General features: G+C 70.9%; 22 protein-coding genes and 1 pseudogene. 8 read left to right on the forward strand and 15 right to left on the reverse strand.

Features of this window, described 5'->3' with window-relative positions:
* Complete coding sequence (locus tag ACIBK5_RS01450) at window positions 1-564, reverse strand: PadR family transcriptional regulator (RefSeq protein ID WP_399014986.1); 564 nt, start codon at window positions 562-564, stop codon at window positions 1-3.
* 69 nt (window positions 565-633) lie between these two features.
* Here ACIBK5_RS01450 and ACIBK5_RS01455 point away from each other — a divergent pair, with 69 nt between their 5' ends.
* The 4 genes and pseudogenes from ACIBK5_RS01455 to ACIBK5_RS01470 form a co-directional block, all read left to right on the forward strand.
* Window positions 634-1,032: a nuclear transport factor 2 family protein gene (locus tag ACIBK5_RS01455; protein ID WP_399014989.1), complete on the forward strand. Its 399-nt coding sequence runs from the start codon at window positions 634-636 to the stop codon at window positions 1,030-1,032.
* Window positions 1,033-1,057: 25 nt separating this feature from the next.
* Window positions 1,058-1,885, forward strand: a complete 828-nt coding sequence (locus tag ACIBK5_RS01460) for a class I SAM-dependent methyltransferase (protein WP_399014990.1) — start codon at window positions 1,058-1,060, stop codon at window positions 1,883-1,885.
* Window positions 1,886-2,160: 275 nt separating this feature from the next.
* Entirely contained in the window at window positions 2,161-3,303 is a 1,143-nt protein-coding gene (gene rho / locus ACIBK5_RS01465) for a transcription termination factor Rho (RefSeq protein WP_399014992.1), read from the forward strand.
* A gap of 136 nt (window positions 3,304-3,439) precedes the next feature.
* Window positions 3,440-4,300: pseudogene (locus ACIBK5_RS01470) on the forward strand (D-alanyl-D-alanine carboxypeptidase family protein); the annotation flags it as partial.
* A 35-nt stretch (window positions 4,301-4,335) separates the two neighbouring features.
* On the opposite strand, the gene ACIBK5_RS01475 reads toward ACIBK5_RS01470, so the two are convergent.
* From ACIBK5_RS01475 to ACIBK5_RS01540, 14 genes are all read right to left on the reverse strand, one after another.
* Window positions 4,336-5,709, reverse strand: a complete 1,374-nt coding sequence (locus ACIBK5_RS01475) for a glycosyltransferase 87 family protein (RefSeq protein WP_399014994.1) — start codon at window positions 5,707-5,709, stop codon at window positions 4,336-4,338.
* Window positions 5,706-7,100 carry a polyprenol phosphomannose-dependent alpha 1,6 mannosyltransferase MptB gene (gene mptB, locus ACIBK5_RS01480; RefSeq protein ID WP_399014996.1) on the reverse strand — a complete coding sequence of 465 codons (1,395 nt, stop codon included), beginning with the start codon at window positions 7,098-7,100 and terminating at the stop codon, window positions 5,706-5,708. Before mptB ends, ACIBK5_RS01475 begins: the two co-directional genes overlap by 4 nt.
* Before the next feature lie 184 nt (window positions 7,101-7,284).
* On the reverse strand, window positions 7,285-8,217 hold the full coding sequence (locus tag ACIBK5_RS01485) for a glutaminase (RefSeq protein WP_399014998.1): 933 nt from the start codon (window positions 8,215-8,217) through the stop codon (window positions 7,285-7,287).
* A gap of 42 nt (window positions 8,218-8,259) precedes the next feature.
* Complete coding sequence (gene aspA, locus ACIBK5_RS01490; RefSeq protein WP_399014999.1) at window positions 8,260-9,672, reverse strand: aspartate ammonia-lyase; 1,413 nt, start codon at window positions 9,670-9,672, stop codon at window positions 8,260-8,262.
* Window positions 9,673-9,793: 121 nt separating this feature from the next.
* Window positions 9,794-10,810, reverse strand: coding sequence for an asparaginase (locus tag ACIBK5_RS01495; RefSeq protein WP_399016177.1), 1,017 nt, complete (start codon window positions 10,808-10,810; stop codon window positions 9,794-9,796).
* 32 nt (window positions 10,811-10,842) lie between these two features.
* Window positions 10,843-12,285, reverse strand: a complete 1,443-nt coding sequence (locus tag ACIBK5_RS01500; RefSeq protein WP_399015001.1) for an amino acid permease — start codon at window positions 12,283-12,285, stop codon at window positions 10,843-10,845.
* On the reverse strand, window positions 12,282-12,959 hold the full coding sequence (locus ACIBK5_RS01505) for a FadR/GntR family transcriptional regulator (RefSeq protein ID WP_399015003.1): 678 nt from the start codon (window positions 12,957-12,959) through the stop codon (window positions 12,282-12,284). The genes ACIBK5_RS01500 and ACIBK5_RS01505 overlap by 4 nt, the downstream gene beginning before the upstream one ends.
* A 175-nt stretch (window positions 12,960-13,134) precedes the next feature.
* Window positions 13,135-13,971, reverse strand: a complete 837-nt coding sequence (locus ACIBK5_RS01510; protein WP_399015005.1) for an undecaprenyl-diphosphate phosphatase — start codon at window positions 13,969-13,971, stop codon at window positions 13,135-13,137.
* 97 nt (window positions 13,972-14,068) lie between these two features.
* A complete protein-coding gene (locus ACIBK5_RS01515) occupies window positions 14,069-14,416 on the reverse strand; it encodes a fluoride efflux transporter FluC (protein WP_399015007.1) in 348 nt (115 codons plus the stop codon).
* Window positions 14,413-14,895, reverse strand: coding sequence for a fluoride efflux transporter CrcB (crcB, locus tag ACIBK5_RS01520; RefSeq protein ID WP_399015009.1), 483 nt, complete (start codon window positions 14,893-14,895; stop codon window positions 14,413-14,415). Before crcB ends, ACIBK5_RS01515 begins: the two co-directional genes overlap by 4 nt.
* Before the next feature lie 194 nt (window positions 14,896-15,089).
* On the reverse strand, window positions 15,090-16,049 hold the full coding sequence (locus ACIBK5_RS01525; RefSeq protein ID WP_399016179.1) for an SMP-30/gluconolactonase/LRE family protein: 960 nt from the start codon (window positions 16,047-16,049) through the stop codon (window positions 15,090-15,092).
* A gap of 50 nt (window positions 16,050-16,099) precedes the next feature.
* The gene (locus ACIBK5_RS01530; RefSeq protein WP_399015011.1) at window positions 16,100-16,357 is read right to left on the reverse strand and encodes an ArsR/SmtB family transcription factor; all 258 of its coding nucleotides are present in this window, start codon (window positions 16,355-16,357) and stop codon (window positions 16,100-16,102) included.
* 164 nt (window positions 16,358-16,521) lie between these two features.
* Entirely contained in the window at window positions 16,522-18,081 is a 1,560-nt protein-coding gene (locus tag ACIBK5_RS01535) for an arabinogalactan endo-beta-1,4-galactanase (RefSeq protein ID WP_399015013.1), read from the reverse strand.
* Window positions 18,082-18,193: 112 nt separating this feature from the next.
* Window positions 18,194-20,215 carry a beta-galactosidase gene (locus ACIBK5_RS01540; protein WP_399015014.1) on the reverse strand — a complete coding sequence of 674 codons (2,022 nt, stop codon included), beginning with the start codon at window positions 20,213-20,215 and terminating at the stop codon, window positions 18,194-18,196.
* 184 nt (window positions 20,216-20,399) lie between these two features.
* Here ACIBK5_RS01540 and ACIBK5_RS01545 point away from each other — a divergent pair, with 184 nt between their 5' ends.
* Genes ACIBK5_RS01545 through ACIBK5_RS01560 form a run of 4 tightly spaced genes read left to right on the forward strand, consistent with a single transcriptional unit; the run spans window position 20,400 to window position 24,626 of the window.
* The gene (locus ACIBK5_RS01545) at window positions 20,400-21,719 is read left to right on the forward strand and encodes an ABC transporter substrate-binding protein (protein WP_399015016.1); all 1,320 of its coding nucleotides are present in this window, start codon (window positions 20,400-20,402) and stop codon (window positions 21,717-21,719) included.
* A complete protein-coding gene (locus ACIBK5_RS01550; RefSeq protein ID WP_399015018.1) occupies window positions 21,716-22,693 on the forward strand; it encodes a carbohydrate ABC transporter permease in 978 nt (325 codons plus the stop codon). Before ACIBK5_RS01545 ends, ACIBK5_RS01550 begins: the two co-directional genes overlap by 4 nt.
* Window positions 22,690-23,598, forward strand: a complete 909-nt coding sequence (locus tag ACIBK5_RS01555) for a carbohydrate ABC transporter permease (protein ID WP_399015020.1) — start codon at window positions 22,690-22,692, stop codon at window positions 23,596-23,598. Before ACIBK5_RS01550 ends, ACIBK5_RS01555 begins: the two co-directional genes overlap by 4 nt.
* A complete protein-coding gene (locus ACIBK5_RS01560; protein WP_399015022.1) occupies window positions 23,595-24,626 on the forward strand; it encodes a LacI family DNA-binding transcriptional regulator in 1,032 nt (343 codons plus the stop codon). Before ACIBK5_RS01555 ends, ACIBK5_RS01560 begins: the two co-directional genes overlap by 4 nt.
* Window positions 24,627-24,652: the final 26 nt, after the last annotated feature.

A 24,652-nucleotide genomic window follows, 5' to 3' on the forward strand; every position in this document is an offset into this window, starting at 1 on the left:
TCAGCCTAGGGGAGCTCGCTGCTCGAGGACCGTGAGTACGCGTTCGCACCAGCGGAGGTTCTCCTCCTCGAAGCCGATGCCGCCCATCAGGGTGAGGTACGGGCCGACGCGGTCGGTCTCCCGCAGGTACTCCTCCTCACTGCGGCCGGCCAGCAGGCGTTCCCGGACGCGCAGGTAGCGGGCGAGCTTGCCGCGGGCCCACGACTCGCGCTCCTCGACCAGCGCCCGGGTGGCCTCGGGGTCCGCGCCGTCCATGGCCTGGATCTTGATGAGGAGTTCGTCCCGGATGACGGTGGGCCGCCGGGGCGGTGTGGCGGCGAACGCGCACAGATCATCGCGGCCCGCCTCGGTGAGCGTGAACATCCGCTTGTCGGGCCGCCGTTCCTGGCGTACGACCCTGGCCTCGATCAGCCCGTCCTGCGCGAGGCGCTCCAGCTCCCGGTAGAGCTGCTGCGGCGTCGAGGCCCAGAAGTTCGCGAGCGACACGTCGAACACCTTGGAGAGCTCGTAGCCCGAGGCCTCCCCCTCCAGGAGAGCGGCCAGGACGGCGTACTTCAGCGACATATGGACACCGTAACAGCGGTTGACTAATCTCATCCGCACCTACTCAACAAATTGACTAAGGCAGGTTCGATGCGTGCATTCCGCGAGGCCATCGAGGCGAGCGACCTGGACGCCGCCGAGGCGCTCCTGGCGCCGGACGTCGTGTTCACCAGCCCGGTCGTGTTCAAGCCGTACACCGGCAAGGCGATCACGGCGGCGATCCTGCGCGCCGTCGCCGGCGTCTTCGAGGACTTCCGCTACGTACGCGAGATCAACGACACGGACGGGCGTGACCACGCCCTCGTCTTCAGCGCGCGGGTGGGCGACCGGGAGATCAGCGGCTGCGACTTCATCCACGTCGGCGAGGACGGGCTGATCGACGAATTCACCGTGATGGTGCGCCCGTTGTCAGGGGCACAGGCACTCGCGGCGGCCATGGGCGCGCAGTTCGAGCGGATCGCCGAGGAGGCGCGAGCACGCTCGGTGTGAGCAACTCGTCTGGTTGGATGGCCGCATGACGTCCGCCGAGCACGACGCGCTGATGCGGGCCAACCAGGCCAACTGGGACGCCCGCACGCCCGTCCATCTCGCCAGCCGGTTCTACGGTCTCGACCAGGACCTCCACCCCGAGCGCTGGTTCGCCTCCTTCGAGTGGGAGGACCTCGGCGAGCTGGCCGGGCGTGACGTGCTGCACCTGCAGTGCCATCTCGGCACGGAGACGATCGCCTTCGCCCGGCGCGGAGCCCGTGCCGTCGGCCTCGACTTCTCCGAGGCCTCGGTGGCGGCGGCGAACGGCATCGCCGCGAAGGCCGGGGCGGACGTGACATACGTGCAGGCGAACGTCTACGACGCCGTCGAGGCCCTGGACGGGCGGCGGTTCGACGTCGTCTACACCGGCAAGGGCGCCCTGTGCTACCTGCCCGACCTGGACCGATGGGCGGAAGTCATCGGCCGGCTGCTGCGGCCCGGCGGCCGGTTGTACATCGTCGAGTTCCATCCCCTGCTCAACTCCCTCGGCCCGAAGCCCGCTCCGGGCGAAGGGCCCGAGCTGCTCCTGCGCCATGACTACCTGAGCGGCGGCGGTCCGGTGCACCGGGACGCGACCCGCACCTACACGGACGGCCCGGCCGTCGAGGGCGCCACGGACAGTTACGAGTGGATGCACGGAATGGGCGAGGTCGTCAACGCGTTGACCGGGGCGGGACTCACCGTGCGGCGGCTGCGGGAAGGCGACGAACTTCCCTGGCCGCGCTGGCCGCAGATGGTCCGTACGGAGTCCGGCTGGTGGCGGCTGCCCGAGCCGCGGATCCCCCTGCTGTACGGGCTGCTGGCCGGCCGCTGAGGCGGACGAGACACATTCCACTCCCCCGGCATCGCGTCCGGTGGTAGAGTGCGAACAGCACTTGTGTACGCCCGGTCTCGGGCGCCGGTGCCAGTTCATTTTCTCTTTCTCGTTTCACCTTCCAGCACCACCTCGCTGAGCAGGACGTTCTTCGTCGTAGCCACGGTGCTGTGCGGTTCTCGCCGCCCGGAGGCGTGCCCAAGGCCCCTCCCTTCGCGGTTCTCCCCTTCCCTTCGCATGTCCCATGCCTTCCGTCCTTGAAAGGACACACCACCATGACCACCACACTCGACAACCCACCCGTCCAGCGGCAGCCGCAGGCCCAGGCCGCGACCGGCGTCCTCGACATCGACACGGCCGGGAAGGGGCATCTGCGCGGCGACGACTTGCTGCCCACACCCGCAGACCCCGCGGTCTCCCCCGCACTGATCCGCCGGTACGGCCTGCGCAAGGGCGACCTCGTCGAGGGCGTGCGCGGCGACCGGCGCGGCCTGGCCGACGTCGTACGGGTCGACGGCCGCGAGCCCGGGGAACCGGGCGGCCGGCGTCACTTCCGGGACCTGACACCGCTGCATCCGCACGAGCGGCTGCGTCTGGAACACCCGGCGGCGGGACTGGCCGGACGGGTCATCGACCTGATCGCACCGGTCGGCAAGGGCCAGCGCGGGCTCCTCGTGGCCCCGCCCAAGACCGGCAAGACCGTCGTCCTCCAGCAACTCGCGGCCGCCGTCGCCGGCAACCATCCCGGGACCCGGCTGATGGTGCTGCTGCTCGACGAGCGGCCCGAGGAGGTCACCGACATGCGGCGCGGTGTGCGGGGCGAGGTGTACGCCTCGACCTTCGACCGCAGCGCCAAGCAGCACATCGCGCTCGCCGAGCTCGTGATCGAACGGGCCAAGCGGCTCGTCGAGGCCGGCGAGGACGTCGTCATCCTCCTCGACTCGCTGACCCGGCTGTGCCGGGCGCACAACAACGCGGCCGCGTCCGGTGGCCGCATCCTCACCGGGGGCGTCGACGCGTCCGCGCTGACCGGCCCCAAGCGGTTCTTCGGCGCCGCCCGGGCCGTCGAGGAGGGGGGCTCCCTCACGATCCTCGCCACCGCCCTGGTGGAGACCGGCTCCAAGGCCGACGACTTCTACTTCGAGGAGCTGAAGAGCACCGGCAACATGGAGCTGCGGCTGAGCCGTGACCCGGCGTCCCGCCGCGTGTTCCCGGCCGTCGACATCACCCCCTCCGGCACCCGCCGTGAGGAACTCCTGCTGTCCCCGGCCGAGTTGGCGGCCATGCACGGCCTGCGGCGCGTACTGCGGAACCGGGACGGCCAGGGCGGCCTGGAGACCCTCCTGGAGCGGATGCGCGAGACACCGGACAACGCGACGTTCCTGCGGCGCGTCCAGCCGACCCTGCCCTCGGGCTGACGGAGCCCGGCACCCCCTGCCAGGACGCCACCGGTGTGGCATCCGGGTGCTCGCCGACGCGGTACGGCCCGGTCGTCGCCACGCGGAGCACATCCGTTTCTACGTTAATCATATGATCCTCGGACTCTCTTTCCGGATGGCCGTATCGGCCGGTGTGCTCTGTGCGGTGGGGCTCCTGGCGGTGGTGCCCGCCGCGGCGGACGTCTCCGGCAGGGCGGAGCCCAGTGCGCCGGCCGGGCCGAGGGCGGCGGCCCCGCACCCCTCGCTGCTGCACCGCCCCGGTACCCATGTCCGCCCGCGCGCCGGAGTGCCCCGTCTCCCGGAGGTCTCCGCCCTGTCGTGGCTGGTGGCCGACGCCCGCGGCGGCGAGGTGCTCGCCGCCCACAACGCGCACCGCAGGCTGCCCCCGGCCAGCACCCTGAAGACCCTGTTCGCCCTCACGGTGCTGCCCGCGCTGCCGGGGCGCGTCCGGCACACGGTCCGCGCGGAGGAACTCCGGGGCATCGGTGCCGGCAGCAGCCTGGTCGGGGTCGCGGAGGGCCGTACCTACCGGGTCGCCGACCTCTGGCGCGGTGTCTTCCTCAACTCCGGCAACGACGCCGTGCACGTCCTGGCCGAAATGAACGGCGGCTGGCGGGCCACCGCAAGGCGGATGCAGGCAGAGGCCCGCTCCCTGGGCGCGCACGACACGCGCGTGCTGTCGCCGGACGGCTACGACGCACCGGGCCAGGTGTCGTCGGCGTTCGACCTGGCGATCTTCGGGCGGGTGGGGCTGCGCAACCCGGACTTCGCCCGGTACTGCGCCACGGTCGAGGCCAGATTCCCGGGCGGCGGTGGCTGGTCGTACGCCATCCGCAACACCAACCGGCTGCTGAGCGGCACCCGTGGTGTGAAGCCGTACCGGGGGCTGATCGGCATCAAGAACGGCTACACCAGCAAGGCGGGCAGCACGCTCGTCGCGGCGGCGCGCCGGGGCGGGCGCACCCTCGTCGTGACGGTGATGAACCCTCAGCAGGGCGGCGGGGCGGCCGTCTACGAGGAGGCACGCTCGCTGCTCGACTGGGGGTTCCGGTCGGCCGCGAGGGTCGAACCGGTGGGCTCGCTCGAGACCTCGAAGCGGGCTTCCGCGCGGCCGGGAGCGACGACGCTGCCCGCGGCCGCCGCCGCGGCCGTGCCGGAGGAACCCTCCTCCGCCTGGACCGAGGCGGGCCTGATCGTGGGTGCCGTCGGGCTGGGCGCGGCGGTCGTGGTGCTGGTGCTGAGGCTCCCGGTCCGCCGGTCGGAAGGGAGTTGACCGACCGGCAGCCACAGCAGCAGGCCCAGGGTGATCCAGGCGTAGGTGTTGCTGCCCAGGAACCCGTCGACGCCGGACGCGTCGTCGAACCACAGCCACACCACGCTGGTGCACAGCACGGCGTACAGGGCGCCCGCGATCCGCGGGCGCCCCGTCCGGACCAGCACGGCGAAGGACGGCAGCAGCCACACCAGATGGTGCACCCAGGTGATCGGGCTGACGAGACAGGCGGCGAGGCCGGTCAGGGCGAACGCGGCCGTCCAGTCCTGCCCGGCGACCGCCCGCCGCACGCGCAGCGCCCACACGCCGAGGATCAGCAGCACCGCTACCGCCCACACCGCCCGGTCCGGTTCACCGAGGCGGGCCAGAATGCCCTGCACCGACTGGTTCGAGACGTAGCCGAGGCGCCCGATGCGGCTGGTGTCCCACAGCGCGTCGGTCCAGTAGAAGCGCGAGGCGTCCGCGTCGACCCAGGCCGCGAGGGCCGTGGCCCCGAGGGCGACGGCCGTGGCGAGAGCCGCCGCGCGCCACCGCCGGGCCACCAGCAACAGTCCGATGAACAGCGCCGGCGTGAGCTTGATCGCGGCCGCGAGCCCGATGCCGACGCCCGCCCAGCGTCCGCATCCGCGTCCGGTGGCGAGCAGCGCCGCGTCGGTGAGCACGAGAGCCAGCAGAAGCAGGTTGACCTGCCCGAAGCTGAAGGTGTCACGGAGCGGTTCGAACAGTGCGAGCAGACAGGCGATCAGGGCCCAGCCGTACCAGCCGTGGCGCCGCCGTCCGGGGCCGGTGAGCAGGCGCAGGATCACGGCCAGGGCCGCCAGGTTGAGCAGCAGCGCGGCGGCGATCGCGGTGCGCAGGTCCAGCAGGGCCATCGGCAGCATGGCGACAGCGGCGAACGGCGGGTAGGTGAAGCCGTACGTCGTGCCGGGCACCCGGTAGTCGTAGATCCGGCCGCCGTGGTGGACCCAGGTGTCGATGCTGCCGTAGTAGACGCGCAGGTCGAACCAGTCGCGCAGCAGGGGCACGGTGGCGGTGAAGACGGTCACCACCGTGGCGAGGGCGAGCACGAGCAGCAGCCGTCCGCGGTCGGTGCGCGGCAGGGCCGGGGTCATGCCGCGCGTCCCAGCGCCGGGGCGAGTTCGGCCTGGCGGGCCTGCCACAGCACGACCACCGCGAGTGCGCCGCCGGAGACGGCTAGGACGAGTTGCCCCGTGTCCGCCGCCCCGCCGCTGGGCAGGACGCAGAGCGCGAGCACACCGGTCACGGCCGCCATGCGGTGGCGTACGGAGGTGCTGGGCGCGGCGGCGGCGATGAGGAACAGGCCCCACAGGGCGTACCAGGGACGGATCGCCGGGCCGAGGGCGGCCACCGCCGCGAGGCTCAGGCCCAGCGCGTAGACCGGTCGTGGGCGCAGCCGGAGCCATATCAGCACGATCGCGACCACGGCCGCCGCGATGCCGAGCGCGTGCCAGGCGGGGATCGCAAAGGGCGCGAGATCGCTGCCCAGGTGTTCCAGCAGGGCCCCGGTGGCTCGGCCGAGCAGGGTGGTCAGGGCCCAGTTCTGGGGTGAGGCGGGGGTGTTCAGTGCGCCTATCCAGCCGTATCCGGTGCCGGCCACGGCCGTGGCGGCGACCGTCGTCCCCGCGGCGGCGACGGTGGTGGTCAGGAGCGCCTTCGCCGGACTGCGGCCGGCGCGGACCTGGAGGACGACGACAGCGGCGAGACCGAGGACGGCGGGGGCCTTGACCAGGGCGGCGAGCGTGACGAGGACGGCGCCGAGGATCGGCCACCGGCCGAGCGCCGCCACCAGGCCGACGCCGAGCAGACCGAGCATGACGGCGTCGTTGTGGGCGCCCGCGACCAGATGCAGCAGGACGAGCGGGTTGAGGGCGCCCAGCCACAGCGCGGCGGACGGGTCGGCGCCGCTGTGGCGGGCGAGCCGGGGCAGTGCGGCCGCCATCAGGGCCACGCCGGCGAGCGCGACGAGCCGCATCCCGAACAGCCCGGCGGGCAGTTCTCCCCGGGTCAGACCGGACAGGGCCGCCGCGACGGCGAGGAACACCGGGCCGTACGGGGCTCCGGTGTGCTGCCAGAGCGGGGCGACCTCGTCGGCGAGCGGGCCGCCGAGCCGGGACGGCCCGTGCGCGTAGACGTCCATGTGCGCGTCGACCATCGCCCCCTGGGCGAGGTAGCTGTAGACGTCCCGGCTGAACAGCGGCGGGGCGAGCAGCAACGGTGCCGCCCAGACGGCCAGGACGAGCAGCAGGGCACGGGGAGTGGGCGGCCGCGGCCCGCGCACCAGCCGGCCCAGCAGCGCCCAGGCCGCGATCAGCAGGACGACGCCGAAGTAGACACCGACCAGACCGAGGGCCGCGCCGGCGGAGGCCGGGTGCAGGAGGTCCCGTACGGGCAGGGCACCGGCCGTCTCACCGCCCGCCGCGAGGAAGGCGGTACCGGCCAGACCGAGTATCTGGCAGCGGCGGAGATCGACGGGGAAAGCCATGGCCAACACTCAGTCAGGGTGTCGACGTCGGGTGGCCGGAAGCTGACGGGGTCTGTTCCAGGAGGCAGCGGCAGTGTGACCGGCCGGTGATCGGACGCGGGCCGGAGAGGGCTTGTCGCAGCCGCGCGGCGGAGCCGCACATCGACAGAGCCCCGCGCCCCCGGAGAACGCGGGACAACCGCCTTCAGAAGACAGAGAGGCCTGTCAGCGTCGTGAATCGGTCGAGGGCCGCCACACCCGCCACCGAATTGCCCCGTTCGTCCAGGCCCGGGCTCCACACGCACAGTGTGCAGCGGCCCGGGACGACGGCGATGATGCCGCCGCCCACGCCGCTCTTGCCGGGCAGCCCCACGCGGTAGGCGAAGTCGCCCGCCGCGTCGTACGTGCCGCAGGTCAGCATGATCGCGTTGATCTGCTTGGCCTGGCTGCGGGTGAGCAGCCGGGTGCCGTCGGCGCGGACGCCGTGGCGGGCCAGGAAGGTCGTGGCGAGGGCGAGGTCGGCGCAGGACGCGGTGACCGAGCACTGCCGGAAGTACTCGTCGAGCAGGACCGGCACCGGGTTGTCGATGTTGCCGTAGGCGGCCATGAAGTGGCCGAGAGCCGCGTTCCGGTCGCCGTGCGCCGTCTCGGAGGCGGCGACCTCCTCGTCGAAGGACAGGCCGGGGTTTCCGCTCTCCGCCCGGAGGAACGCCAGCAGTTCACCCGAGGCGTCGCCGGTACGGGTGTGCAGCCGGTCGGTGACGACGAGGGCGCCCGCGTTGATGAACGGGTTGCGCGGGATGCCGTTCTCGTACTCCAGCTGGACGAGGGAGTTGAAGGGGTTGCCGGAGGGCTCGCGGCCCACGTGCTCCCACAGGGCGTCGCCCTCGCGGGCCAGATCGAGGGCGAGGGTGAAGACCTTGGTGAGGGACTGCGCGGAGAACGGCTCCCGCCAGTCCCCCACGCCGTACACCGTGCCGTCGGGTTCGGCGACGGCCATGCCGAACCGGCGCGGGTCGCGGGCGGCGAGCGCCGGGATGTAGTCGGCGGGCCGGCCCCGGCCGGGGGTCCGCTCGATCTCCTCGGCGATGCGCTCCAGGACCGGCTGGAAGGACGTCGGGGATGTCATGATCACCATTGTCCCCCGGTGCCGGTCCCGGTGCGCTCGGCAGGCCCTGGGTCAGGCCGTCGGAGCCGGGCCGCTGCCCGCCAGGACCTCCGGGCGCAGCAGCCCGGCGAGGGTCTCGGCGGGCAGCAGGCCCTTCTCCAGGACGAGTTCGGCCACGCCCCGGCCGGAGACGAGGGCCTCCTTGGCGATGTCGGTGGCGGCGGTGTAGCCGATGTGCGGGTTGAGGGCGGTGACCAGGCCGATGGAGTTCTCCACGGTGGCACGCAGCGCCTCGGTGTTGGCGGTGATGCCGGCCACGCAGCGTTCGGCGAGGGTGAGGCAGGCCGCGCGCAGATGGGTGATGGACTCCGACAGGGAGTGCAGGATGATCGGCTCGAAGGCGTTGAGCTGGAGCTGTCCGGCTTCTGCGGCCATGGTGATGGTGACGTCGTTGCCGATCACCTCGAAGGCGACCTGGTTGACGACCTCGGGGATCACCGGGTTGACCTTGCCGGGCATGATGGACGAACCGGCCTGTACCGGCGGCAGGTTGATCTCGTTGAGGCCGGCGCGCGGACCGGAGGACAGCAGCCGCAGGTCGTTGCAGCTCTTGGAGAGCTTGACCGCGATGCGCTTGAGCACGCCCGACATCTGGACGAAGGCGCCGCAGTCCTGGGTCGCCTCGACCAGGTTGGCCGCGGTCACCAGGGGCAGGCCGGTGAGGGCCGCGAGGTGGCGGCGGGCCGCCTCCGCGTAGCCGGCGGGGGCGTTGAGGCCGGTCCCGATCGCCGTGGCGCCGAGGTTGATCTCATGGATCAGCTCGACGGCCTCGGCAAGACGGGACCGGTCCTCGTCAATCATGACCGCGTACGCGGAGAACTCCTGGCCGAGCGTCATCGGCACCGCGTCCTGCAACTGTGTACGGCCCATCTTGAGCACGTCGTGGAACTCGACGGCCTTGCCGGCGAAGGTGTCCTGCAGGACGGACATCGCCGAGAGCAGCCCGCGCACCGCGAACACCGTCGCGATCTTGACCGCGGTCGGGTAGACGTCGTTGGTGGACTGACCGAGGTTGACGTCCTCGTTCGGGTGCAGGTACTGGTACTCGCCCTTGGCGTGGCCCAGCAGTTCCAGCGCCCGGTTCGCCACGACCTCGTTGGCGTTCATGTTGGTGGACGTCCCGGCGCCGCCCTGGACGACGTCGACCACGAACTGGTCGTGCAGCTCGCCGTCACGGATCTCCCGGCAGGCGGCGACGATGGCGGCGGCCTTCTTCGGGTCCAGCAGACCGAGTTCCTCGTTGGCGAGGGCGGCGGCCTCCTTGACGGCGGCGAGGGCGTCGATCAGATGCGGATAGGCGGAGATGGGCGTGCCCGTGATGGGGAAGTTCTCGGTGGCACGCAGGGTGTGGACACCCCAGTAGGCGTCGGCGGGCACATCACGGTCACCGAGCAGATCGTGTTCGGAGCGGGTGGCGGCGGTCATGAGAGTTCTTTCTGAGGTGAGGGTGGGTGAGCGCCCCTTCAGGGGCGCGGGGAACTGCGCGATCAACCACAGGCCCGCAGACCGGCGACGCCCGCAGTCCCCCGTCGGATCCGGCGCAGGATCACATGTCGGCCGTCGCCAGGACAGGATCCAGTGCACGCACCGGCCGCACACAGCCCACCGGTTCGCCACCGCCGAGCAGCGGCTCACCCGCGAACTCGGTGAGCAGCTCCGGGTCGACACCCGCCCGGGCCAACGCGGCGGCGGCCACGGGGACCCGCGCCCGGTTCGCACCATCGGCGATCTTCACCGCCACAGCCCGCCCGTCCGCCAGCGCAGCGACCTGCACGCCCTCGAAGCCGTCCTTGGAGAGCAGCCCCGGCACGGCCCGCATCAGCGCGGCGACGTCCCGGCCGGAGCCGGAGGCCATCTCGGCGTGCTCGCGCATCGCGTCGGCCACCCGGGCCTCGGGCGTGCCGGGCGCCGCGGTGGTGATACGGGCGGTGGCGCGGGCGAGGCCGTGCAGCGAGATGGAGAACAGGGGCGCGCCGCAGCCGTCGACGGTCACCCGGGCGATGCGCTGCCCGGTGAGGTCCTCGACGATCTCGGCGATGGCCTGCTGGAGCGGGTGGCCCGGGTCGAGGTAGTCCGCCAGGGACCAGCCGTTGAGCATGCAGGTGTAGAGCATGGCCGCGTGCTTGCCCGAGCAGTTCTGCGCGAGCCGTGAGGGCATCCGGCCCTCCCGCACCCAGGCGTCCCGGACGACCGGGTCGTAGGGCATGTCCGTGACGTTGCGCAGGTGGCCCTCGGTGAGCCCGGCGAGTTCGAGGATGCGCCGGGAGCCGGCGAGGTGGCGTTCCTCGCCGGAGTGGCTGGCCGCGGTCAGCGACAGCAGCTCGCCGTCGAGCGGGAGCCCGGCCCGCACCATGGCCACGGCCTGGAGAGGCTTGAGCGCGGAGCGCGGGTAGAAGGCGGCCTCGATGTCGCCGAGCTGGAGCTGTACCTCCGCGTCGGCGCCGAGGACGACGACGGAGCCGTAGTGGATGCCTTCGACGATCCCACCGCGGATGAGGTGGGCGACGGGGGCGTGGACGGGTTCACGGACAAGGGGTGCGTCCGCTGGGGAACTGCTGTACATCACTGCCTGCTTCTCGGGGAGCGGCGCGTCGGTCACGCGTCGGCTCCGGTGGTGGACTTGGCGGCTACACGGCCGCGGATGCAGAACCATCCGGCGACCAGTGCCCCGACGATCAGCGGCAGGCACAGCACGGTGGTGCGTCCCGCGCCGCCGTCGGCGTACATGAGGACCAGGACGGAGGCGAGGAACGCCAGTGTCACGATCTCGGTCCAGGGGGAGCCCGGGAGCCGGTAGCCCGGGCGGGTCAGCTCGCCCTTCTGGGTCTTCTGCCAGAAGAGGAGGTGACAGATCATGATCAGGCCCCAGGTGGCGAGGATGCCGATCGCGGCGAAGTTCAGCACGATCTCGAAGGCCTCGGCGGGCACGACGAAGTTGAGGCCGACGCCCAGGACACAGATGCCGCTGGTGAGCAGGATGCCGCCGTAGGGGACCTGGCTGCGGCTCATCACGGCGGTGAACCTGGGCGCGGATCCGGCCATGGCCATGGAGCGCAGGATGCGGCCGGTGGAGTAGAGGCCGGAGTTGAGGGAGGACATCGCGGCGGTGAGGACGACGAGGTTCATCACGTCGCCGGCGGCCGGGATGCCGATGTTGCCCAGCACGGTCACGAAGGGACTCTCGCCGGCGGTGTACTTGTTCCACGGCAGCAGCATCGACAGCAGGACGACCGAGCCGACGTAGAACAGGCCGACGCGCCACATGATCGAGTTGATCGCCTTCGGCATGATCTTCTCGGGGTTCTCGGTCTCACCGGCGGCGACGCCGACCAGCTCGACGGAGGCGTAGGCGAAGACGACGCCCTGGATGATCAGCAGCATGGGCAGCAGGCCGTTCGGGAAGACGCCACCGCTGTCGCTGATGAGGGACGGGCCGGGGCTGTGGCCGTCGACGGGGTGCTGGGTGACCAGCAGGAAGATGCCGATGCACATGAAGAGGACGAGCGCGCCGACCTTGATGATCGCGAACCAGAACTCCAGCTCGCCGAAGATCTTCACCGAGATCAGGTTCACGGTGAGGACGACGGCCAGCGCGATGAGCGCGATCACCCACTGCGGTATGTCGGAGAACATGCCCCAGTAGTGGGTGTAGGTGGCGACGGCGGTGATGTCGGCGATGCCGGTGGTCGCCCAGTTGAGGAAGTACATCCAGCCCGCGGTGTAGGCACCCTTCTCCCCCATGAACTCACGGGCGTACGACACGAAGGCGCCGGAGGAGGGCCGGTACAGCACGAGTTCGCCGAGGGCCCGTACGACGAGGAAGGCGAAGAGGCCGCAGACCGCGTAGGCGATGAAGAGGGAGGGTCCGGCGTCGGCGAGGCGGCCGCCGGCACCGAGGAAGAGGCCGGTGCCGATGGCTCCGCCGATGGCGATCATGTTGACGTGCCGGGACTTCAGGGACTTGCTGTAGCCGGCATCTCCGGCGTCGACATGGCCGGAACGTTTCTGCACGCCTTCGTGCAGGGATTGCTCGCTCACGCCTCGGTTCCGCCTTCCGTGGGGGTGTCCGTGCGGGGGGAACGCACGATGTCGGTGAGGGTGGTCTCGACGCGGTCGAGGTGGTGGGCCATGGCATCCACCGCGTCGTTCTCGGAACCGTCGATCAGCGCCTCGACGATGGCGCGGTGCTCGCGGTTGGACTGCTCGCGGCGGCCGCCCAGCTCGTTGAGGAAGGCGGACTGGCGGGCCAGCGCGTCCCGGATCTCCTCGATGACCCGGCGGAAGACCGGGTTCTGGGCGGCCTCGGCCACGGCGAGATGGAACAGCGTGTCCATGGCGACCCACGCGGTGGTGTCCGTCTCCTTTTCCATCCGGTCCAGGATGTGGGCCAGGTGGTCGAGGTTCTCCGGGGTACGGCGCCGGGCCGCGTACCCAGCGACCGGGATCTCGACGTGGCGGCGCACCTCCAGCAGGTCGCTCGCCGCGTAGTCGCCGAAGGTGGGGTCCTCGACGGTGCTCGCGACGACGAAGGTGCCCTTGCCGGTCCTGGACACGGTCAGGCCCATGGTCTGCAACGCCCGCAGGGCCTCGCGCAGCACGGGCCGGGAGACCTCCAGGGTGCGGCACAGCTCCGCCTCGGAGGGGAGCTTGTCGCCGATGGCGTACTCGCCTCGCTCGATGGCGCCGCGCAGGTACGCCAGTACCGCTTCCATGGCACTGACGCGACGCAGGGGCTGTCCGGCTGTCCGGCTGTCTGACAGGTTCACGGGAGAGATACTCCGGGCGACGGGCGGCGGCTGTCAAGAGGCGCCCCCTAGGGGCGCGGGGAACTGCGCGACGAGCCACGATGGCGCCGCAGACAGCCGACGGCGCCTCCCGGCAGAACACTCAACTGTGCAGCACACCCGCTCCGAGCAGGCCGAACAGCAGCACCCCCACCACGATCCGGTAGATCACGAACGCGTTGAAGGAGTGCTTGGCGACGAACTTCAGCAGCCAGGCGATGGAGGCGTACGCCACGAGGAAGGACACGAGCGTGCCGACCGCGAGCGGAGCCGCGCCCACCCCGGTGCCCAGGGCGTCCTTGAGCTCGTAGAGACCGGCGCCGGTCAGGGCGGGGATGCCCAGGAAGAAGGAGAGCCGGGTGGCGGCGACGCGGTCCAGGTCGAGCATCAGCGCGGTGGACATGGTGGCGCCGGAGCGGGAGAAGCCGGGGAAGAGCAGGGCGAGGATCTGGGAGCTGCCGACGAGCATGGCGTCCTTGAAGGAGGTGTCGTCCTCGCCGCGCTTGTGCCGGCCCATCCGGTCCGCGGCCCACATCACCCCGCTGCCGGCGATCAGCGAGCCGGCCACCACCCACAGTGAGGCGAGAGGGCCCTGGATGAGCGGCTTGGCGGCGAGTCCGACGGCGACGATCGGGATCGTGGCGCAGATGACCCACCAGGCGAACTTGTAGTCGTGGTGGTACCGCTCCTCACGGTCGAACAGGCCCCGCCACCAGGCGGAGACGATCCGCACGATGTCCTTGAAGAAGTACACGAGTACCGCGGCGATCGCGCCGACCTGGATGACGGCCGAGAACCCGACCACGGCGTGGTCGTCGACGGGGATGCCCATGAGCCCCTCGACGATCTTCAGATGGCCGGTGGAGGAGACGGGCAGGAACTCGGTCACCCCCTCGACGGCTCCGAGGACGACGGCCTGACCGACGCTGATGACGCTCATGGGATCCAGTTCTGCTCGGGAGGCGGGAGCGGAGAGGACCGTCTTACTACACGCGGGCGAGAACGGATCTCAGCCACGCGGCCCGTCTGCGCGCGGTTCACATACGCGCGAGTGCGGCCCCCGCGCATGCCGCCCCGAGACCGGCCACCACACTCGCCGCCACATTCACGGTGGCTCGCAGGCGGGCCCCCGTCTCCGCCAGCCGCAGCGTCTCGTAGGAGAACGTCGAGTACGTCGTCAGAGCCCCGCACAGACCGGTGCCGAGCAGCAGCTGGACTTGCGAGGCGGCACCGGTGAGCAGGCCGAGGAGCAGGCAGCCGGTGACGTTCACCGTGAGGGTGCCCCAGGGGAAGCCCGAGCCGTGCCGGGACCGGACCGCCCGGTCGGTGAGATAGCGGAGCGGGGCGCCGGCGATCGCGCCGCCGATGACCAGCAGCCAGTTCACAACGACTCCTTACCCTTCGTGTCCGCTCTGCCCGCTCCGCCCAGGAGCCGGCGGGTCGACCGGGCCCCGAGCCACACCGCCGCGAGCGCCGCGAGCGGGGTCGCGGCGAGGTAGGCCAGGCCGGTGCCGACGTCGCGGCCCTCGAGCAGCTTCTGGATGTCGACGGCGTACGTCGAGAAGGTGGTGAAGCCGCCGAGGACGCCGGTGCCGAAGAAGGGCCGCACGAGGGGGTGGACGGTCCGGATCTCGGTGACGACCACCATGAACACACCGATCACGGCACAGCCGGCGACGTTCACCCAGAAGGTCGTCCAGGGGAAGCCGCCCGCGGCGGAAGGCCACCACAGGGAGACCGCGTACCGGGCGGCCGCCCCCGCTCCCCCGCCGAGCGCCACGGCGGTCACGACGGGCACCTGGGCGCGCCAGGAAGGCGGATGTGGGGCGGGGACCTGAACGCGCAGGCTCTCGGGGGCTGTCATGGGGGTACGTCTCCTACTCGCCGGGGCCCGGGGTGGTGCGGGCGTGTGCCGTCGCAAGTAGGGACCGTTGGCGGCGTCCTCGCCGCGGTTCGGATACGGCGGGCCCCACCGCCGCGCCGCGAGAGGTGGTCGCGGCCGGGTCCAGGTTAACCCCGGCCGGTGTGCCGGTGCCGCTTCCGAGCGGGTGGCTCGGGTCACTTCGGCGCGGGCGGCTCGCAGACGGCCACGCCGGGCTCCCAGAGGCTGCCCAGCACCAGGTGTCCGTCCGCTTCGCACACGCTGGTGACCATGCGGTATCCGGAACGGCGGCGGGCGAGGTGGTGGACGACACGGCCCTTGTCGTCGAAGGCGAGCACGGCGATCGTGCCGGTGGGGCGGAACGGGGCGTGTACGGCCACGCGGGCGGCGGCGCGGCGGACCGAGGGCGTGCCGCGGTGGAGCAGGTCGAGGGGCGGGACGCGGGGTCCGGCCAGCGCGACCCAGACCGGCCCGTCCGGGGCGCCGCGCCAGAGGTTGTCGGGCATGCCCGGGAGGTTCTCGGCGAAGGGCTCGCTCCGTCCGGCCTCGGGCCCGGTGAGCCAGTGGCGGACGAGCCGGCAGGCACCGGTCTCGGCGACCACGAGGAGGGCCTCGTCGGCGCCGACGGCGAGCCCGTTGGCGAACTGCAGCCCGTCCAGCACCACCTCGGGGGTGTCGTCGCCCGGAGCCAGGCGCAGCAGCCGTCCCGTCCCGATGTGCTCGACGATGTCGCCGATCCAGTGCTCCAGGGGGTGGCGGCGGCTGGAGACGGTGAAGTAGACGGTGCCGTCGGAGAGGGACACGACGTTGCTGCAGAACCGCAGCGGCTCCCCCGCCACCGAGTCGGCAAGGATACGGACCGTGCCGTCGCCGGTGTCGACCCGCAGCAGGCCGCGTTCGGCGTCGCACACCAGCAGGTCGCCGTCCGGGAGGAGTTCGAGCCCCAGTGGCCTGCCGCCGGTCTCGGCGATCACCTCGGTCCGGGCCGTGACGGGGTCCGCCAGTCCGTCAAGGCGCAGGATGCGGCCGTCCGCCACGCCGGTCAGCACCCGGCCGCGCGGGTCGGCGACCACGTCCTCGGGGCCGTGGCCCATGGCGATGTAGTGGCGTGGGACGAGTGCCGGGGGACGGTCCATGGTGCGCATGCCCTTCATCCTCAGGAGGAGATACCGCTGTTCCGGGTCGCCTACCAGCCCTTTTCAAACATGCGGGCGACCTCGGCGATCCGCACCTCGTCGCGGTGGTAGTGGACGCGGCCCGCGGACCGGCTGGTGCGCAGCATGCCGGTGGCTTCGAGCAGCCGGAGGTGGGTGACGGCGACCGGGCGGGTCAGCGAGAACCTCTCGGCGACGGCGTCCGCGGTGACCCCGCCCTCGGCGGGGCCGGCTTCCTTCAGCCAGGCCAGGATGCGCAGCCGCGTCTCGTCCGTGGGAGTCCTCAGCATGTCGTGCCCCTGCCTCGCGGCTCTCGCTCTCCTACCGCGTTTCTTCCCACTGTCTCGCAGCCCAAGCCGCCGCGTACGGCAGTCGGCATCGTTGACCGATACCGAACTGCCGTACGCTCTGGCGAAGTTCGGGGCTGGGCGTCGCTCCGCCCTCTCCCGTGGGGTCAGCGGTGGCGGAACCAGGACATCGACGAGAGTGCCCGGTCGTCGTAGCCGAACAGCGCCTGGTTCTCCCAGCCGTTGCCGGAGGAGGCGTCGGTCGGGTCCCAGCCGTTGCCGCCGACCGCGGTCCAGGTGGCCTCCCAGTAGAAGATGCCGAGGCCGCGGCCGTTCGGGACGGCCTCCACGATGCTCGCCATGTCGTTCATCCACCGGGTCTGGCCGGCCACGCTCGCCGGATAGCCGGAGACCAGCTCGTCACCGGTGTCGATGATGTTCTCGTGGGAGTCCTCGCTGTCGAGGCGGAACGGGTAGGCGGTCTCGGCGACGAAGACCGGCTTGCCGTAGCGGGTGGCCGCGTCGTCGAGGGTGGTCTGGAAGTCGGACAGAGTGCCGTGCCAGTAGCCGTAGAACGACAGGCCGATCGCGTCGAACTTCACGCCGTTGGAGCGCGCGCTGTCGAACCACCAGCGGGTGCCCTCCAGATCACCGCCCTCGGCCAGGTGGAGGGCGACGGTGGTGGACGAGTTGACCGCCTTGACGGCGTCGTAGCCGGAGTTGAGCAGACCGGCCAGTTGCGTCCAGTTGGAGGTGGATCCCTCGGTCCACAGCATGCCGCCGTTGATCTCATTGCCCACCTGGACCATGTCGGCGGTGGTGCCCTGGGCCTTCAAGGCGTTCAACACGTCGTACGTGTGGTTGTACACGTCCGTCCTGAGTTGACCGTACGAGTGTCCGGCCCAGGCGGCGGGCTTGTCCTGGCGGCCCGGGTCGGCCCAGAAGTCCGAGTAGTGGAAGTCGACCAGCAGCTTCATGCCCTGCGCCTTGACCCGCTTGGCCATGGCCAGGACACGTGCCTTGTCGTTGTAGCCGTCGGCCGGGTTCACCCACACCTTGAGGCGCGCGTAGTTCATGCCGGACGACTTGAGGACGGCCAGGGCGTCGCCGGCCGTTCCGGAGCCGGTGCGGTAGACGCCGCCCTTGGCCTCGCTCTTGGCCAGGGACGAGATGTCGGCGCCCTTGATCGACGTACCGGACGTGCCCGGCGTGAAGGTCAGGTCGTCAACATTGATCCAGTTACCCGCGTTCGCGTCACTGTTGATGCTGATGGTGCATTGGTTGCCGGTCACATTGACCGGCACGACGATCCGGATCCACCCACTGGCCGAGACCGGCAGATCGGTGCGCTGCTCGGCGCCGCCGCAGTTCTTCAGCGCTATGTACGCGGACTTCTGCCCGCCGCCGGAGCGCACCCAGGCGGTGAGCTTGTAGCTGCCGTTGGTGAGTCCTGACAGGTACTGATAGGTCTCGACCTTGTAGGCGGTGGAGGCCCAGTGGCTCAGCCGGTAGCTCCCGCCGTGGCCGCCGGACTCGGCGAACGAGGCGCCGGTGTCGCCGTACTCGGACCAGCCGCCCGGCGTGGCCGCGCCCGAACCGTCGGTCTCGAAGCCTCCGTTGGTGAGGGTGCTCGCGGCCTGGGCGGTCTGGGCGGGCAGGGCGGTGAGGGCGAGCCCCGCGGCGAGCGGCAGCAGCAGGGCTCTGAGGGTGCGTCTGGGATGGAACATCGTCGTCCGTCGTCCCTTCGACGTCGGGGATGGGGGGTGCTCCTCACCGGGGGGCCGGTGAGGGGCCCCTCCGCCCGCGGCTCGTGGGCTCGCGCGGGCGGAGGGAGTCGGTTCAGCCGTCGAGCCGGACGACCCGGACGGCTCCGGCCGGGACCGCCAGGCGGCCGGCCGCGGGTTCACCGGTCAGCAGTTCGGTGCCCGGGGTCTCCAGCGGCACCTTGGCGTCCGAGCCGGTGTGGTTGAAGGCGAACAGATAGGTGCCCGACTCGCCGGAGCGGCGCACCACTTCGACGTCCCGGGGCAGGTCGGTGCGCGGGGTGAGCCCCGCGTCCTGGCTCGCCCGGCCCAGCAGCGCATCGAGACCCTCGGTGCCGAGCCGGGTGGAGACGTACCAGGCGGTGCCCTCGCCGAGGCGGTGCCGGGTGACGGCCGGGCGGTCCGCGGTGAGGCCGTCGGCGTACGTCCAGACGGTCTCGGCGCCGCGCGGCACCACGAACTCGGTCCACACGTCGGCGCCCAGGTCGGAGCCGTCGGGGCCGGTGACGCGGACCCGTTCACCGGGCAGCAGCGGTGAGAACTCCTCGACCGTGAGGCCGAGGACGTCCCGGAGCGGGCCCGGGTAGGCGCCCTCGTGGACGGCGTCGTGCTCGTCGACGATGCCGGAGAAGTACGAGACGACCAGCGTGCCGCCGTTCTCGACGTAGGCCTTGAGGTTGTTCCCGGCCGTCTCCGTCATCAGGTACAGGGCCGGTACGACGACAAGGGGATACCTCGACAAGTCGGCTTCCGGGTGGGCGAAGTCGACGGTGAGGTGGCGGTCGTAGAGGGCCTCGTAGAAGGCGTCGGCGCGTTCGCGGGCGTCGTGGTCCTCGCTGGGGCGCCAGTCGAGGTTCTGCGCCCACCAGGAGTGCCAGTCCCACAGCACGGCCACGTCGGCCTCGGTGCGGGTACCGCGGATCTCGCTCAACGTCTCGACGGCCGCGCCGAGTTCGGTGACCTCGCGCCAGACGCGGGTGTCGGTGCCGCCGTGCGGGAGCATCGCCGAGTGGAACTTCTCGGCGCCGCGCCGGGACTGCCGCCACTGGAAGAACATGGCGCCGTCGGAGCCGCGCGCCACATGGGCGAGGGAGTTGCGGGCCATCTGGCCGGGGGCCTTGGCGGGGTTGCGGGGCTGCCAGTTGACGCCCGAGGTGGAGTGCTCAAGGAGCAGCCAGGGGGCACCGCCCGCGACGGAGCGGGTGAGGTCGGCGGCCATCGCGAGGTTGACGTGGGTGCGGCGGCCGTCGGTGATCAGGTAGTGGTCGTTGGTGACGATGTCGACCTCGCGGCCCCAGGCCCAGTAGTCGACGGAGTCGCACTGGCTCAGGGCCGTCATGAAGTTGGTGGTGACCGGGACGCCCGGTGAGAGGCGGTGCAGGATGTCCCGCTCCGTCACGAAGTTCTCGCGCATGGTGGCGTCGGCGAACCGCTTGTAGTCCAGCGCCTGGCCGGGGTTGACGGACGTGGGGGTGAGCCGGGGCGGGTTGATCTGCTCGAAGTCCGCGTAGCGCTGGCCCCAGAAGGCCGTGCCCCAGGCCTCGTTGACGGCGTCGACCGTGCCGTACGTCGCCGCGAGCCAGCGGCGGAAGTGCGCGGCGCACGCGTCGCAGTAGCAGGCCGAGACGGGGACGCCGTACTCGTTGTGCACGTGCCACATCGCCAGGGCAGGGTGGTCGCCGTAGCGCTCGGCGAGCTCGGTGGTGATGGCGGCGGCGGCCGAGCGGTAGTCGGCGTTGCTGTGGCAGATCGCGGCCCGGGAGCCGAACTCGTGGCGCACGCCCTCCTGCGTGACGGGCAGGGCCTCGGGGTGGGCGCGGTAGAACCAGACCGGCGGGCAGACGGTGGGGGTGCCGAGGTCGGCCCGGATGCCGTTCTCGTGCAGCAGGCCGAGCACGCGGTCGAGCCAGCCGAAGTCGTACACGCCGGGCGACGGCTCCAGCAGCGCCCAGGAGAAGATCCCGACGCTCACCATCGTGACGCCGGCCTCCCGCATCAGCCGGACGTCCTCCTGCCAGACACTCTCCGGCCACTGCTCGGGGTTGTAGTCCCCGCCGAAGGCGAGCCTGGTGAGGCCCCTGGGGGTGGTCTCCGGCATGGATGGTCTCCCGGTTGATCGGTCAAATGGGAACGTGCACACACAAGGAAGCAGTGCGGAGCCCAACATAACCGCACAGCAACAACCATTGACAAGTGTCCGGGATGTTTCTCTACTGTGAACGCTCACAGAAGCATGGCAGGTCTTCGCAGCAGGCGAGGACCCCAGGTCAGGGGAGAGATCCATGCCGTACACGAAGCGCCGCCGCCTCGTGAGAACCGCCGTCGCCGTCGCGCTCGGCGCCACCACACTCGCCGCCTGCGGCACACAAGACGCGGACAGCGAGGCCGAGTCGGGTCCGGCCTCGCTGACGTACTGGACCTGGACGCCCGGCATGGACAAGGTCGTGGACCTGTGGAACAAGGGTCCGGGCAAGAAGGACCAGATCACCGTCACGGTGAAGAAGCAGGCGTCCGGCGACACGCTGGTCACCAAGATCCTCACCGCGCACAAGGCGGGCAAGGCGCCCGACCTGGTGCAGGCGGAGTACCAGGCGCTGCCCACCCTGGTCAGCAATGACGCGCTGGCGGACATAGCGAAGAACGTGGACGACGCGAAGGGCAGTTTCGCCGACGGCGTCTGGCAGCAGACGACGCTCGGCACGGACGCGGTCTACGCGGTCCCGCAGGACATCGGGCCGATGATGTTCTACTACCGCGAGGACCTGTTCAAGGAATACGGCCTGACGGTGCCCACGACCTGGGACGAGTTCGCCGAGACCGCCCGCAAGCTCAAGAAGGTGGCTCCCGACAAGGACCTCACCACCTTCTCCGCCAACGACTCCGGCCTCTTCGCGGGCCTCGCCCAGCAGGCGGGCGCCAAGTGGTGGACCACCTCCGGCGACCAGTGGAAGGTCTCCATCGACGACGCGGCGACACAGAAGGTCGCGAAGTTCTGGGGCGGCCTGGTCGAGGAGGGTGCCATCGACAACCAGCCGATGTACACGCCGGCCTGGAACAAGGCGCTCAACACCGGCAAGCAGCTCGCCTGGGTCAGCGCCGTATGGGCGCCGGGCACGCTCACCACCGCCGCTCCCGACACCAAGGGCAAGTGGGCCATGGCCCCGCTCCCCCAGTGGTCCGCGAGCGAGACCCGCACCGGCAGCTGGGGCGGTTCCTCCACCGCGGTCACCACGGACTCCGAGCACCAGGCGGCCGCCGCGAAGTTCGCCGCCTGGCTGAACACCGACAGCGAAGCCCTCAACGCCCTGGCGAAGGAGAGCGGCATCTACCCGGCCGCCACGAACGCCCAGACCAGCGGCGCCTTCCTCAAGCCGCCGGCCTACTTCTCGAACCAGGCCGACTTCTACACCAAGGCCGCCGACATCGCGGAGACCACGGCACCGTCCGCATGGGGCCCGAACGTGAACGTCGCCTACACCACCTTCAAGGACGCGTTCGGCGCCGCCGCGAAGAGCAAGTCCGACTTCGGTGCCGCTCTGAAGAAGATGCAGGACGACACCGTCGCCGACATGAAGAAGCAGGGCTTCGAGGTCGCTCCGTGAAAAGCACGGCACGTCGGCGGTCGTACGGGGCGAAGGGCGCCCCGTACGCCCACCCGTCTCCCACCACCACCCTCAAACGAGCGCGAAGCGCCCCTTATTTCTTCCTCCTCCCAGCAACCCTCCTCTTCGCACTGTTCTTCGCGCTGCCCATCGGCTACGCGATCTGGCTCAGCTTCCGCAAAGTGAAGGTCTCGGGCCTCGGACTCGGCTCCGGCGCCCGCACAGAGGTCTGGGCCGGTCTGGAGAACTACACCGACGCCCTCACCGACAGCGAGCTGATGCACGGGGCCCTGCGCGTGCTGGGCTACGGCTCCATCGTCGTACCCGTCATGCTCGGCCTCGCCCTGCTGTTCGCGCTGATGCTCGACTCCGAGAAGGTGCGGCTCGCGCCGTTCACCCGGCTCGCGATCTTCCTCCCGTACGCCATCCCCGGTGTGGTGGCGGCGCTGCTGTGGGGCTTCCTGTACCTGCCGGACGTGAGTCCGTTCTACTTCGTCCTCGACAAGCTGGGCATGCCGCAGCCGGACCTGCTGGACGGCGGGCCGCTGTATCTCGCTCTCTCCAACATCGCGGTCTGGGGCGGCACCGGCTTCAACATGATCGTCATCTACACCTCGCTCCAGGCGATCCCGGCGGAGGTCTACGAGGCGGCGAAGCTGGACGGTGCCACTCCGACGCAGATCGCTCTGCGGATCAAGATCCCGATGGTGGCGCCCTCACTGGTGCTGACCTTCTTCTTCTCGATCATCGCCACGCTCCAGATGTTCAACGAGCCGACCACCCTCAAGCCGCTCACCAACTCCGTGTCCACGACGTGGAGTCCACTGATGAAGGTGTACCGGGACGCGTTCGGCGAGGGTGACATCCACGGGGCCGCGGCGCAGGCCGTGATCATCGCCTTCGCCACGCTCCTGCTGTCCTTCGGCTTCCTGCGAGCCGCGAACCGTCGTCAGAAGCAGGAGGCAGCTCGATGAGTTCCCTTGCCGTCCCGAAGGCCGAGCCGCTGGCGGGCAGCACGTCCGGCACCGACCGGGGCCGCCCGCCGCTGCGCCGCCGGATCGCCCTGATACCGACGGTCACCCTGCTGCTGGGAGCGGTCTACTGCCTGCTGCCGGTGGCCTGGGTGGTCATCGCGGCCACCAAGTCCGGACGTGAGCTGTTCGCCACGTTCACGTTCCTGCCGGGTTCGGGATTCGCCGACAACGTCCGGGACCTGACCGCCTACCGCGACGGCGTGTACTGGGCGTGGATGGGCAACTCCGCCCTGTACGCCGGAGTGGGTGCCCTGCTGTCGACCTGCGTGTCCGCGATCAGCGGCTACGCCCTGGCGACCTACCGCTTCCGGGGCCGCGAGACGATCTTCAACGTGCTGCTCGCGGGCGTGCTGATGCCGCCGGTGATCCTGGCCGTCCCCCAGTACCTGCTGCTGGCCAAGGTCGACCTCACCGACTCCCACCTGTCCGTCCTGCTGCCGCAGATCCTCTTCCCGTACGGCGTCTACCTCGCGCGGATCTACGCCGCCGCAGCCGTACCCGCCGACGTGGTCGAGGCCGGGCGGATGGACGGGGCGAGCGAGTGGCGGATCTTCACGCGGATCGCGCTGCCGATGATGATCCCGGGCATGGTGACGGTGTTCCTGTTCCAGTTCGTGGCGATCTGGAACAACTTCCTGCTGCCGTACATCATGCTCAGCGACGACGAGAAGTTCCCGATCACGCTCGGTCTGTTCACGTTGCTGGAGCAGGGCGCCAGCACCCCGGCGCTGTACACGCTGGTGATCACGGGCGCGTTCCTCGCGGTGCTCCCGCTGGTCGCCCTCTTCCTGGTCATCCAGCGCTTCTGGAGTCTGGATCTGCTGTCCGGAGCCGTAAAGTCATGACCATGAACGCTGCGGGAGGCAGGCGCAGGCCGCCCACGATCCACGACGTGGCGCGCGAGGCGGGGGTCTCGCGCGGCACCGTCTCGCGGGTGCTCAACGGCGGCCACTACGTCAGCCCGGCCGCCCAGGAGGCGGTCAACGCGGCCATCCGCAGGACGGGTTACGTCGTCAACCGGCACGCCCGCTCCCTGATCACCGGCCGGTCCGACTCGATCGGCTTCCTGCTCACGGAGCCGCAGGAGCGGTTCTTCGAGGACCCCAACTTCAATGTCCTGCTGCGCGGCTGCACCCAGGCGCTCGCCGCGCACGACATCCCGCTGCTGCTGATGCTGGCCGGCACCGAGGACGAACGGCGGCGCATCACGCGGTACATCACCGCCGGGCACGTCGACGGGGTGCTGCTGGTCTCCAGCCACTCCGGTGACCCGGTCGCCGAGCAGCTGCGCGGGGCCGGGGTGCCGCTGGTGGCGTGCGGGAAGCCGATCGGACTGGCCTCCAAGGTGAGCTACGTGGCCGCCGACGACCGTGACGGCGCCCGCGACATGGTGCGTCATCTGCTGTCGCTCGGGCGGCAGCGGGTGGGCATGGTGACCGGTCCGCTGGACACGCCGGGCGGTGTGGAGCGCCTCGCCGGCTACAAGGAGGTGCTCGCGGACACGGGCCTGGAGTTCGACGAGCGGCTCGTCGTCTCCGGCGACTACAGCCGGGCCAGCGGCGAGGCGGGCGCCGAGCGGCTGCTGGCGCAGGCCCCGGACATGGACGCGGTGTTCGTCGCTTCGGATCTGATGGCCCAGGGGGTGCTGGCTGCGCTGCAGCGGGCGGGGCGGCGGGTGCCGCAGGATGTCGCGGTCGGCGGCTTCGACGACTCACCGGCCGCGCTGGGCGCCGTCCCTGAGCTGACGACCATCCGGCAGCCGTGGGACCGCATCAGCGCCGAGATGGTGCGGGTGCTGCTCGCGCAGATCGGGGGCGAGGACCCGGCGGCGGTGATCCTGCCGACGGAGTTGGTGAAGCGGGAGTCGACGTAGGCCCGGCCTCGCCCTCCCCGGAAGGC

Origin of the sequence: Streptomyces sp. NPDC050546 (genome assembly GCF_044457425.1) — a bacterium.
Classification (GTDB): domain Bacteria; phylum Actinomycetota; class Actinomycetes; order Streptomycetales; family Streptomycetaceae; genus Streptomyces.